12 protein-coding genes and 1 pseudogene are annotated in these 11,343 nt (G+C 44.6%); 4 read left to right on the top strand and 9 right to left on the bottom strand.

Going from position 1 to position 11,343, the window contains the following annotated elements; genetic code table 11:
• Positions 1–37: 37 nt before the first annotated feature.
• On the bottom strand, positions 38–556 hold the full coding sequence (ilvN, locus tag NWP22_RS09440; protein WP_271733897.1) for an acetolactate synthase small subunit: 519 nt from the start codon (positions 554–556) through the stop codon (positions 38–40).
• A gap of 443 nt (positions 557–999) precedes the next feature.
• Here ilvN and NWP22_RS09435 point away from each other — a divergent pair, with 443 nt between their 5' ends.
• Positions 1,000–1,350: a BON domain-containing protein gene (locus tag NWP22_RS09435; protein ID WP_271733896.1), complete on the top strand. Its 351-nt coding sequence runs from the start codon at positions 1,000–1,002 to the stop codon at positions 1,348–1,350.
• On the opposite strand, the gene NWP22_RS09430 is transcribed toward NWP22_RS09435, so the two are convergent.
• From NWP22_RS09430 to NWP22_RS09415, 4 genes are all read right to left on the bottom strand, one after another.
• The gene (locus NWP22_RS09430) at positions 1,351–2,256 is read right to left on the bottom strand and encodes an alpha/beta fold hydrolase (protein WP_271733895.1); all 906 of its coding nucleotides are present in this window, start codon (positions 2,254–2,256) and stop codon (positions 1,351–1,353) included. It abuts the gene before it with no gap.
• A 55-nt stretch (positions 2,257–2,311) separates the two neighbouring features.
• Positions 2,312–3,598, bottom strand: a complete 1,287-nt coding sequence (gene ctpC / locus NWP22_RS09425) for a carboxyl-terminal processing protease CtpC (protein ID WP_271733894.1) — start codon at positions 3,596–3,598, stop codon at positions 2,312–2,314.
• A gap of 165 nt (positions 3,599–3,763) precedes the next feature.
• Positions 3,764–4,990, bottom strand: a complete 1,227-nt coding sequence (gene ispG, locus NWP22_RS09420; protein ID WP_271733892.1) for a (E)-4-hydroxy-3-methylbut-2-enyl-diphosphate synthase — start codon at positions 4,988–4,990, stop codon at positions 3,764–3,766.
• A gap of 122 nt (positions 4,991–5,112) precedes the next feature.
• On the bottom strand, positions 5,113–5,991 hold the full coding sequence (locus tag NWP22_RS09415; RefSeq protein WP_271733891.1) for a peptidoglycan DD-metalloendopeptidase family protein: 879 nt from the start codon (positions 5,989–5,991) through the stop codon (positions 5,113–5,115).
• Positions 5,992–6,266: 275 nt separating this feature from the next.
• Here NWP22_RS09415 and NWP22_RS09410 point away from each other — a divergent pair.
• A pseudogene (locus tag NWP22_RS09410) lies at positions 6,267–7,142 on the top strand (trypsin-like peptidase domain-containing protein); the annotation flags it as partial.
• A gap of 42 nt (positions 7,143–7,184) precedes the next feature.
• On the opposite strand, the gene NWP22_RS09405 reads toward NWP22_RS09410, so the two are convergent.
• From NWP22_RS09405 to ispD, 3 genes are all read right to left on the bottom strand, one after another.
• Positions 7,185–7,529 (bottom strand): DUF760 domain-containing protein, encoded by a 345-nt coding sequence (locus NWP22_RS09405; RefSeq protein WP_271733890.1) that lies wholly within the window; start codon positions 7,527–7,529, stop codon positions 7,185–7,187.
• A 124-nt stretch (positions 7,530–7,653) separates the two neighbouring features.
• Positions 7,654–8,190: an SMC-Scp complex subunit ScpB gene (scpB, locus tag NWP22_RS09400; protein ID WP_280791550.1), complete on the bottom strand. Its 537-nt coding sequence runs from the start codon at positions 8,188–8,190 to the stop codon at positions 7,654–7,656.
• Positions 8,191–8,257: 67 nt separating this feature from the next.
• Entirely contained in the window at positions 8,258–8,935 is a 678-nt protein-coding gene (gene ispD / locus NWP22_RS09395) for a 2-C-methyl-D-erythritol 4-phosphate cytidylyltransferase (protein ID WP_271732488.1), read from the bottom strand.
• A 109-nt stretch (positions 8,936–9,044) separates the two neighbouring features.
• Between ispD and NWP22_RS09390 the strand changes: the two genes are divergently transcribed.
• Positions 9,045–10,001, top strand: coding sequence for a glycosyltransferase family 9 protein (locus tag NWP22_RS09390; protein WP_271732489.1), 957 nt, complete (start codon positions 9,045–9,047; stop codon positions 9,999–10,001).
• A 34-nt stretch (positions 10,002–10,035) separates the two neighbouring features.
• Here NWP22_RS09390 and NWP22_RS09385 read toward each other — a convergent pair whose 3' ends face one another.
• A complete protein-coding gene (locus NWP22_RS09385) occupies positions 10,036–10,509 on the bottom strand; it encodes a CRR6 family NdhI maturation factor (RefSeq protein ID WP_271732490.1) in 474 nt (157 codons plus the stop codon).
• A 282-nt stretch (positions 10,510–10,791) separates the two neighbouring features.
• On the opposite strand from NWP22_RS09385, the gene NWP22_RS09380 reads away from it, so the two are divergent.
• On the top strand, positions 10,792–11,241 hold the full coding sequence (locus tag NWP22_RS09380; protein WP_271732491.1) for a Fur family transcriptional regulator: 450 nt from the start codon (positions 10,792–10,794) through the stop codon (positions 11,239–11,241).
• Positions 11,242–11,343: the final 102 nt, after the last annotated feature.

Below are 11,343 nucleotides of genomic sequence, written 5' to 3'. Positions count from 1 at the left end.
GAACTCAAGTCCCGACTAGCAACTGGCGCGGGTAAAATCAAACCTTAACTTCCAAAGACTTCAGCAACTCAGTATTGACACCAGACTCACGAGTCAGGGAAATTTTACCAGTGCGGGCGATTTCCCTCAGACCAAATTTTTGTAATACTTGGACGATGGCCACCATTTTCCCAGGGTCTCCCACAACTTCGAGAGTTAAAGAATCCTCAGCGACATCTACCACTCGCGCCCGAAAAATATGAGCTAATTCCACTACTTCTGCACGGTTGCTGCTAGTAGCATTCACCTTCAGAAGCATTAACTCTCTCTCTACACAAGGAGTTTCGGTGATGTCTTGTACTTTGAGGACGTTCACTAACTTATACAGTTGCTTGGTGAGTTGCTCAATTACGCGATCGTCTCCAGGTACAGTCATCGTAATCCGAGAAACTCCTCCTTGCTCTGCTGGACCAACGGCGAGGCTTTCTATATTAAAGCCACGACGCGCGAATAAACTGGAGATACGGGAAAGAACACCCGACTCATCTTCTACCAAAACTGAAAGGGTATGTTTCATATTCCGCAAAACAGGCTCAGGCAATCATTTTGCTCACCGTTCTATCTTTTTTGACATTCTCCGGGCTGAAGCCGCGGAGATTCTTGGTTCATAGAACCCCATATCTTCAATTGTCAAGGTATGGCTGACCCCACGCTACGCCATCAGATTGCCATTAGGCAGTTGGGTTTTTATACAGGTTGTTTACCTTTCGGTGTTAATATTAATATATCACAAGTTCCAGTGGCGTAAACGCTTTAAACAGCCTTCTCCCAAGGGGAGACGCTGGGCGAACATCCCCTGCCTGACGTAGGAAATACGGCGCAATGCGCCTCTTCCTCACGGTTTTTCGGCATTTTCGTTAGGGCAAAACAGTAAATATCTTTTCAACGAGAGATGTAGATTATTGTCATGCTTTGATGATGGGAATAGAGTATTTAATCAACAATGGGAGAAAACCGCTTATGGGTTGGTTGAAAAGAATTTTTGGATTAGAGAAACCCCAAAACGCACGAGTAAATCCTCCTTCGCAGCAAGTACAGCCAAGTCCTTCTACTACCACATCAATTCCCCCAGAACGTTTAGGCTTGAATGGAGAATACGACCAGAGTGGTTTAGCCAAGCGTGTTGCATTGGCCTTTGATGAAGATTCCCAACTGGGGGATATTGATACTCTCTGGGTGGCTCAAACCGGTACTACTGTGGTGTTAAAAGGTCGGGTTCCCAGTCAGGATATCCTGAACAAGATGGTTGCTGTGGCCCGTTCGGTTCATGGTGCGACAGCTGTGAAGACTGATGAGGTCACAGTTACGTAATTAGATGTGTCTGTTAACCCAATCTAGAATTACTTGATTGACTGTTTCTGGACATTCATCATGGGGACAATGGCCGACATTTTCTAAGTTGAGTACTTCTAGGTTCTCGTTATACTGAGTAAATCTCTGCGCCAGTATGGGGGGCACAAATCTATCTTTTTGTCCCCAAATTAGCAGCATTGGTGCTGTAATGCTGGGTAATATAGCTTTGACACTAGGACTAAAGTTAATAGCGATCGCAGCTCTAAACAAGGCCATAAAAGCACGAGGTGCGCCCCGGTCTTGGGGAGGGCCTGCTAAAATTTCTATTAGTTCATCGGTGATAGCTTCTGGTTTGGCGTAAGCCAGACTAGCCCAGCGACGTACAAAGCCGGGTTGACGCACCAAGTGAAATATAGGTTTGAGAAGCAAAGGGGAAGCAACTAATTTTTTAACTGCCATGACCACAGGTCGCATAACCGGCGGGATAGCTTCTTGTTCTAAAGATGGGTCAGGTAAACTCATCATGACTATACCTTTAACCATTTCTGGATGGGCTGCCGCTGCAGCTAAGGAAATCAGCGAACCGTTAGAATTACCGATTAATATGACTGGTTGACGGATAAATGCTTGCCAAAATTCATAGACCTGCTCTACCCACAGTTGTATACTATAATTGGCAGCCGCTTTTTTGGATGCACCAAACCCCAGCATATCGAGGGCATAGACTGTATGATGTTGCCCTAATACTTCTAAGTTATGTCGCCAATGACCAATGGAAGCACCAAAACCATGGAGCAGGATTAAGGGTGTAGTCTTTTGGGAATGTTGACTAGGTCGGATGTAAGTATAACGAGTTTGCCAGCCTCGCCACACCCAATCCCTTTGATTGCCAATTCGTTCTTGCCAGTGTACCTTATTGGTCAATTTTTCCTCCCACTCATCAAAGAGTGCTGAAACCTACACCCCTTGAGTATCAAACTTACTTGGGTTCTAAACTCGTCATACCTCTAGCAGCAATTTCTTTACCCAACACTTCCACGGCTTTAGCGAATTGAGGGTCTGCTAGTGTAGCCAGTTTTTCACGTTGTCTCAACCACAATTCCTGACGCTGCTCATCAGATAATTCCACAGTCACATCGGGAACCACCCCATGTTTATTAATATCTTTACCACTGGGAGTATGATATTTAGCAATTGTCACCGCTAAACCTGAGCCATCTTCTAAAGGACGCACTGATTGCACTAAACCTTTACCGAAAGTTTGAGAACCCACCAAAACAGCACGTTTATTGTCCTGCAAGGCTCCTGAGAGAATTTCACTGGCACTGGCCGATCCTTTATCAACTAAAATCACCAAAGGTTTATCAGTTAAAGCACGTCCCCGCGCCACTTCCCGCTCCTGTTCACCCCCACGGTCAATAGTGGAGACAATCGTACCTCTATCTAGCCACATGCGAGCAATTTCTACACTGGAGTAGAGTAAACCGCCGGGGTTGCCACGTAGATCTAAAATATATCCGTTAACCCGTTGCCTTTCTAAATCCCTAATAGCGCTTTGCATTTCCCCGCTAGCATTGGCGCTGAACTGATTCAGTCGAATGTAACCTAAGTTACCTATAGGAGTTTGCTGTCTAGAATATTTAACTGGATGAATTTCAATGCGAGCTCGTGTGATCTCAAACTGTTTGGCTTTACCATCCCGTTCAATTGTCAGATTGACTTTCGTTCCCGGCTCACCACGAATTAGGGATACTGCTTGGTTAGTATCCATACCCTCGGTACTTTGACCATTAATTGTCTTAATCACATCCTTAGCCAAAATGCCGGCCTTAAATGCGGGTGTATCATCAATGGGGGAAATTACCACAATCTGCTTAGTTTCTTCATCTTGACTAATTGTGATCCCAATACCTGTCAGTTCCCCTGAAGTGTCCACTTGCATATTCTTGAACTCTTGAGGATCCATAAACCGGGTGTAGGGATCATCTAGCCGTTTGAGCATTTCCCGGATGGATGTATAGGCATCTTCCTGACTACTGTACTCTTTGCTCAAGTACTCCTGCCGCACAGCCAGCCAATCAACTTGATTAAAAGTCTCGTCTACATATTGGCGTTGGACAATTTGCCAAACCTCGTCTACCAATTCTTTGGGACTTGCTTTAAATAAAGCCTGACCTCGCGAGTGAATGCCAAGGCTAGTAACAGCAATGGTGGAAAGCGTCACCGCCGTAGCACCCAAAACAAGTCTACTTTTTGTAATCACCATAATGACAGCTGCGTCAGAGGGAGGAATGTATAGTCAGTATGCCCAATCTAACACAGGGTTGCAGTGTAGAGACCAGACATGTGTTACTAATTTCATTAAATTACTTGACAATCCGGGGCGACTCGGCATTGAGGAGGGGAGAAATTTTCCCCAATACCCACCTGTTCAAGGTTCTACCCAACGTCCATCTGCCTTAATCAGGTTAATCAATTCCTCTACACCTTGTGTTTCTGGGACTTTTTTAATTTCTTCTCGACCACGATATAAAGAAATGTAACCGGGTGTTTTACCAACATAACCATAGTCGGCATCTGCCATTTCTCCAGGACCGTTGACAATGCAACCCATAACTGCTATGTCCAACCCAGTTAAATGTTTGGTAGCTTCCCGGACTTGGTGTAAAACTTCCTCTAAATTAAATAAAGTCCGCCCACAAGAAGGACAAGCAACATACTCCACCATTGTTTTGCGCAATCCTAAAGCTTGCAGAATGCTGTAACAAACCGGAATTTCCTTTTCTGGTGCTTCTGTGAGTGATACGCGAATTGTATCGCCAATACCATCACTTAGTAATGTAGCAATGCCCGCGGTGGATTTAATCCGTCCATATTCGCCATCCCCTGCTTCTGTCACACCCAAATGTAGGGGGTAATCCATACCTAGGTCATCCATGCGCTTGGCCATGAGACGATAGGCGGCTAGCATCACCGGAACCCGTGAGGCTTTCATGGAAATTACTAGGTTACGGAAATCTAAGGATTCACAAATGCGAATAAATTCTAAGGCAGATTCTACCATGCCTTCTGGGGTGTCCCCGTAGGTAAATAGCATCCTTTCCGCCAGCGAACCATGATTTACCCCAATTCGCATGGCTTTACCTTGATCTCGCAGGGAAACTACTAAAGGTTCTAGAGTTTCACGGATTTTTTCGCCAATTTCTTCAAATTCGCTGTTGGTATATTCGGTTCTATTGGAGTTTGGTTTCTCAAACACATATAATCCCGGATTTATCCGTACTTTTTCAATGTGCTTGGCGACTTCCAAGGCAATTTTCATGCCATTGTGATGCACATCGGCCACAATTGGCACGTCTTGGTAAGTTTGAATTAATCTTTTTTTGATCTCCGCCATCACTTTGGCATGAGCCATACTGGGTACTGTGACCCGGACAATTTCACAACCAATTTGGTGTAAACGACGAATAGCTGCTACGGAACCATCTATATCGAGGGTATCCTCGTTAATCATCGACTGCACTACTACTGGGTAGTTACCCCCAATGGTGACATTTCCCACCTTGACGGGACGAGTTTTACGCCGCTTAATGTTAGTATCAAAAATGGCTGGATTTGCTTTATTGTCAACGGTTGTAAGATTTGGCAGAGTTTGCATAACCTAATGAGGTAAATTGACTGTAGTTAAAATATCAGATTAAAGGTCTCTGTATCTCAGATTGCCACAGTTAGACCCTTTCTGGACAGTAAAATTGATTTGTCTGACGATGAACAACAGGTTCATGGCCTGTTGTTCAAATAACCTTGGGGGTCTTTCGCTACCCAACCTAAATCGGAATTAGAACGGATTTCAAAATGCAGGTGTGGTTGCCTGACAGTCGGCTCCCCAGTCGTGCCTACGGTTCCCAATAAGTCGCCTTGATTAACTTTTTGACCTAAAGAAACCTGAATATCACCAAGATGACCGTAACGGCTTTGGATACCGCCGGCATGGTTAATGATCACTAATTGGCCATAAGTACCCTGTGGTTGAGCAAATACTATAGTTCCCGGAGCGATCGCTTGTACAGGAGTACCTACAGCAGCTAACAAGTCCACGCCACTATGAAAAAACACTTCACCAGTGGTAGGATGAATCTGCCAGCCATAAGGAAACATCACAGTTGTGACTGACTGCAAAGGATAGCCACTAATAGATATAGGCTCTGTAGACCCATTAGAGTCAGTTATGGGGCGGGGTGCTGACCCATTTACCCCGGGAACAAATACAATTCTGGGGTCTTGTTGGCAACCATTGATTTCAAACAGGGTATCAGCGCGAACCTCATATTTTTCCGCCACCTGTCGCCAATTTTGACCCCTAGGTACTTGTACAACAATGCCATTGTAGGGAGGAATTTGCAAATTGCTCCCTACATTGGGCTTTGCGGTTCTCAGATCCGGATTCATTTCGATGAGTGTTGCCGATGTGAGATTGTACCGCTGTGCTATGCTCTCCACAGTTTCACCACGATTAACTTGATGGCGCACGAAGCGAGATAATGCCGGAGTTGGGCAACTGGGGGCTGCATGAGCAGTGTTTGAGCTTACAGGGGTGGATGTTAAACCCATAGCACTAAGTAGGCTATACAGCAAAACTAGACGATAAGGAAAAGTCATAAGATCAAAGTCAAGCGATCGCTCAGTTTAGATTTTAGTGGGGGAATGGGGCTGTGGACAGGTACAGCAAAACTCAAAAGTCAAATCCTGACTATGAGAATTTTGTCATGTCCCAATTGCCCTGTAGCTTATTGTCGTTTTATTTGTGAAATTATCTGTTAACTTGTCCATTGCTTGACTACACTGAGAAGTTAGCAACTGCAACGTTTTGTTGAAACCTATTGACAATCTCAGGTCTAAAGACGCGCTCGTTTCCACACATCTGACAAGGTTTTATGAAGTTATCCTTAAAACAGCTAAGTATTTATCTATCTTTACTGACAATTGGTACCGGTGCTGGGGTGTTCGGTAGTCGTTATCTTGTACCACATAACCGCCATTTTCAAGAGTTACGGAATGTAACCGCACCCTTACCTTCAGAGTCTGTGGTTCCTCATCGGTTGGGGGGACCCATGGGCACTACTGGGGGTGATAACCTGAATTTTATTGCTACGGCAGTACAAAAAGTCGGACCTGCGGTAGTACGTATTAATGCTACCCGCAAAGTGGCTAACCCCATCTCAGATGTTTTGAAAAATCCCCTCTTACGTCGATTTTTTGGCGAAGATGAGCAACCAATTCCCAAAGAACGCATTGAGCGCGGTACAGGTTCGGGATTTATTTTAAGCGAAAATGGCCTATTGCTGACTAATGCTCATGTGGTGGCAGATACAGATACTGTGCAGGTCACTCTCAAAGATGGTCGAACTTTTCAGGGGCGGGTAGTGGGAGTTGATCTGACTACAGATCTGGCAGTGGTGAAAATTGCCGAAAATAAATTGCCTACGGTTAAGTTAGGCAATTCACAAAAATTAATCCCCGGACAATGGGCGATCGCTATTGGCAACCCTTTGGGGTTAGATAATACTGTCACTATTGGCATTATCAGCGCTACGGGGCGCACCAGCGCTCAAGTTGGCGTCCCAGATAAGCAAGTCAGCTTTATCCAAACTGATGCAGCCATTAACCCCGGTAACTCTGGCGGTCCTTTGTTAAATGCCCACGGTGAGGTTATTGGTGTTAACACTGCTATCCGCGCCGATGCTCAAGGTTTGGGCTTTGCTATCCCCATTGAAACTGCTACGCGTATTGCTAATCAACTATACAATCAAGCCACATCAAGTGATAGTCTGCAAAAATTGCCCGATTGACAATTAAGTATTAGACAAATTCTCTAACTGCATCCTTTGCTCCATCTGGCGGAGAAAGTATCCTGTCATCATGGCCGATGAGAGAAGCCCCGCTAAGTTCTCCTTATCTGTGGTAATTTGCACGTTAAAGTTTTCCAGGGGGAGCATTCCCACTAGTCCTTGGACGTTTTGGGAGATTATGTGTTTAATTTCCGGGCTGACGGACTGAGCGACACGGGCTAGAACTTCAGGAGGCTGATGTTGTAAATATTTGAGTAACTGATTCGGATTTTCGTCGAAGTGGTCATTGAGAAGCTGATTGGAGTTTTCCTCGGAATTGTCATTCAAAAAGTCAGGGTCAAACACCATTGGCAAATTTAAGCTTAGTTGCTGATTCTAGTGTGACATACTTCTACAGTTTGACATAGCTCACAATCATAAATTAGGGTGATCCCTTGACGGTTCTTCACAACTGGCTACACACAGATATCAATCAGCCGCACGGCTCTCTTGTTTGGGTTTGCTGGTTTAGTTCTAGTTGTTCTTCCGGGGGCTGCTGTTCTAAGATTTGGGGCAAGTTTTCAATTTGGAAATACTGATAAAATTTCGGTGTGACTTGCAGTGAGTAGGAGCGAGAATCATTGTCTCGCCGTTTCCTCACAAATCCGAGTTCCACCAGTTCCGGTACGTGTTGATATACTCCTGAACCTCGTAGTTCAATTAAATCAGTTTGGAGTATGGGGTTATTCAAAGCGATGGCGGCTAAAGTCCGCAATGCACCTAATCCTAATTCTACAGGAATCAGCCTTTGTACTAAGTCATGAAAATCAGAGCGCAGTTGCAAACTGTAACCATTGGGGGTTTCTAGGATTTCTAAGGCGCTATCTCTGTGAGCATAATTATCCATTAGTTCCATGATTCCCTCTTCGACTGTAGCGCGATCGCACCCTGCATACTCAGCGATTTCACCCAGGGATAAAGGCTTACCTTTTAAATACAGAATCGCTTCTATCTTAGTTGCTGTAGTCATTGGTCATTAGTCGTTGGTCATTGAATCAAAAATCCCCGCACCTTGACACTGGGGAATGTTCACCCCATTATCGTTGGCTGAGGATAAATTCAGCCATGGCCAAATCTTGGGGAGTTGTCACTTTCAAGTTTGTCTCTTCTCCCGGGACAATTCGGACTTCAATACCGCATCTTTCAAATAAAGCAGCATCATCGGTGACTTCCCAACCTTGACGAAGGCCTTGAGCGTGGCACTGTTTTAATAAGTTAACATTAAAGCCTTGGGGGGTTTGTGCTGCCCATAATTGCTGACGGTCGGGGGTAGTTTGAATGATGCCATGCTTATCTACGACTTTGATTGTATCTTTCACGGGAACCGCAGCAATTAAACCAGAACATTCTTGGATGGCTTGGGCGCATGAGTTGAGTAAGTCTGGTGTCACCAGACATCTGGCCCCATCGTGAATTAATACGTGTTCTGCGGTGTCTGGAAGCGCCTGCAAGCCATTATAAACTGATTCTTGCCGGGAGGATCCGCCAGGAATAAATTCCACTGGTTTAGTCACGTTTAGATCGGCGACAATTGCCTTGAAGTCCGGCCAGTCAACCGGTTGAGAAATAATCCCTATCCATTTGATTGCACTGGCTGCTGCGGCAGCTTTGAGAGTCCAAGCAATAATTGGTTGCGATCGCACTTGCAGGAGGAGTTTATTGCGGGTTCCTCCCATTCTTTTGCCGGTTCCAGCGGCTGGAATAAGTAAATGCACAGAAAACCTCAATCAATTAATAACTGATCATCAATGACTAATGACTAATAATCAATAACTAATGACTATATTCACCTAAAATAAGAGCGAGTACGCGTGAATAAATATTATGCGAGTAGTAGCCCTTGTTCCTGGCGGAATTGGCGACCAAATTCTTTTCTTCCCGACTCTAGATGACTTGAGGCGTTATTACCCTAAGGCTCAGTTAGATGTCGTTGTGGAACCCCGGTCAAAGGCTGCCTACCGGGTGAGCAAGTCAGTTAATGATGTCCTGACTTTTGATTACACAGACCGCAATAGTCTGGCTGATTGGAGTAATTTCGTGGGGATGATTCGCGATCGCGAGTATGATGCGGTGATCACTCCGGGAGAAAGTTGGTTAATGGGTCTTTTGCTGTGGCTAACTGGAATCCCTACCCGCGTTGGCTACAAAGGCAAAGGAGCAGGTTTTCTGACTGATTCTGTGCCATACCAACCCAACCAGTACAAGGCGGCAGTTTACCACGATTTGCTGCAACCCTTTGGGATTAAAACCCCTTGCCCAGAGTTAGCAGTGAGTCTGCCTAAACCGGATATTGACTGGTCACAAAATGAACAAAAACGCTTGGGAATCAATGACACAGGCTACATATTAGTTCATGCTGGTTCTAGTGATATCTCTCACACAGGTTCAGATCAACTCTACCCTCTAAAACACTGGGAGCAAATCATTCAAGAATGCCAACACAAGCAACCGGATTTGCCTGTGGTGGTGATTCGCGGCTCTGAAAATGAGCAGGTTTGGCGATCGCTCCTGGAAAGAACCACCGGGATTAAGCTGACTGCTCCTGATAACATTGGCAAATTAACCGCCATGATTGGGGGAGCAAGTTTGATGTTATCTACTGATGATCCACTACTTCATTTAAGTGTAGCAGTGCAAACTTATACTATTGCCCTGTTTGGCTCTACAGATCCAGAATCGGTGTTGCCCAAAAATGATAAGTTTCTGGCGATTAAATCACCAACGTCACAATTAGCAGATATTTCACCCCAAATAGTTTTGCAGAAAATTTGGGGCGGCTAAAATCCTCCTACACCTCTTGAGAGGTGTAGGCTTTTCAAAGCATCTCAAACAACCCATCATCTAGGTCATAACCCAGCATTTGCGCCATAGACTTTAACCGGGGATAGCTGGGGATACCTTGTTCCTTGAGCCAATCACCTAATATAAAAATTTTGTGCATGAGAAATATTTCTAAGGCTTCTGGGTTATATTGAATACCTTCTTTTGCACTGAATTGGTGTGGTACAAGCATGGCAGTATAACGGGCTAATTCCCCGGATTTCCAATCTAGTAAAAATGGTAGCCAGGGATATTTAGCATCTAAACGGACAAACCATAGACGCAACTCTGGGATTTCTGAAAGTTCCCGGGGATCTCCGGGTGATAAGGCATATTGGATATTAAAGCTTAACTGCTGTTCCCAGGATGCCATCCCTTTGTCTTCGAGTAGTTGCGTAATCACCTTCAAGACAGGTGAGATATCTAGATTGTTAACGTGGTCGGTATCGACTTGAATTGTAATCGTCATGCTCAAAAGTAGGATCGAGAATCACCAGCTTTGCTGGGTGTGATGGCACATTATTTGCACCCAGTTATTTTTTTACCTGTGTATGTCTAACTTGGCAAACTTGACACCTGCCTAGGGTTGGACATTTGCTATAATTGTAAGTTAAAGTTGTAATGAGTTTGTTTAAGAGCAGAGTGTAATCAAACAAACCCTAATCACCAACGGACAATCACCAGATTAAATTGTAAATTCCCAGAGCCAGACAAAATCGGGAAAATACCCTTATAGTTAACCAACTTAACTATGCAAAATCACTCGATATCTCCCAAACCAATTCGTTCCCTAGAGGAAGCCCTGGATAGGTGTCAACTCTTGGGGATGCGCGTCAGTCGCCAGCGCCGCTTTATTTTAGAATTGCTGTGGCAGGCTAATGAACACCTTTCTGCTAGAGAAATTTATGCTCGTCTCAGCCAGCAGGGTAAAGATATTGGTCACACTTCTGTTTATCAAAATTTAGAAGCCCTATCAAGTCAGGGCATCATTGAGTGTGTTGAACGCTGTGACGGGCGTTTATACGGTAATATCAGTGATTCCCATAGTCATGTCAACTGTATTGATACTAATCAACTGCTGGATGTGCATATAGAACTACCCGCAGAATTAATCCGTGAGGTGGAAAAACAAACAGGAGTCAGGATTACTGAATACAGTATTAACTTTTATGGTTACCGCCATCCCCAAAAACCAGAATAATTTTTAACGTGATTTTCACCAATATTCCCACAAAATTGGCGTGACAATTAACCCACGAGAATGTCATACTCAGGAGGACTGCAATAGTTAAAGCTAAACTTG

The organism is Anabaenopsis tanganyikae CS-531 (genome assembly GCF_029891675.1).
Taxonomy (GTDB): Bacteria; Cyanobacteriota; Cyanobacteriia; order Cyanobacteriales; family Nostocaceae; genus Anabaenopsis; species Anabaenopsis arnoldii.
The sequence above is the reverse complement of the archived record's forward strand: the minus strand, read 5'-3'. Positions and strand labels throughout refer to the sequence as shown.

Bases quoted from the DNA above. Each gene is read 5' to 3' on its own strand.
- NWP22_RS09380 (WP_271732491.1), top strand. From the start codon at position 10,792: ATGCAAAATCACTCGATATCTCCCAAACCAATTCGTTCCCTAGAGGAA.
- NWP22_RS09415 (WP_271733891.1), bottom strand. From the start codon at position 5,991: ATGACTTTTCCTTATCGTCTAGTTTTGCTGTATAGCCTACTTAGTGCT.
- scpB (WP_280791550.1), bottom strand. From the start codon at position 8,190: ATGACTACAGCAACTAAGATAGAAGCGATTCTGTATTTAAAAGGTAAG.
- NWP22_RS09385 (WP_271732490.1), bottom strand. From the start codon at position 10,509: ATGACGATTACAATTCAAGTCGATACCGACCACGTTAACAATCTAGAT.
- ispG (WP_271733892.1), bottom strand. From the start codon at position 4,990: ATGCAAACTCTGCCAAATCTTACAACCGTTGACAATAAAGCAAATCCA.
- NWP22_RS09435 (WP_271733896.1), top strand. From the start codon at position 1,000: ATGGGTTGGTTGAAAAGAATTTTTGGATTAGAGAAACCCCAAAACGCA.
- NWP22_RS09390 (WP_271732489.1), top strand. From the start codon at position 9,045: ATGCGAGTAGTAGCCCTTGTTCCTGGCGGAATTGGCGACCAAATTCTT.
- ilvN (WP_271733897.1), bottom strand. From the start codon at position 556: ATGAAACATACCCTTTCAGTTTTGGTAGAAGATGAGTCGGGTGTTCTT.
- ctpC (WP_271733894.1), bottom strand. From the start codon at position 3,598: ATGGTGATTACAAAAAGTAGACTTGTTTTGGGTGCTACGGCGGTGACG.
- NWP22_RS09405 (WP_271733890.1), bottom strand. From the start codon at position 7,529: ATGGTGTTTGACCCTGACTTTTTGAATGACAATTCCGAGGAAAACTCC.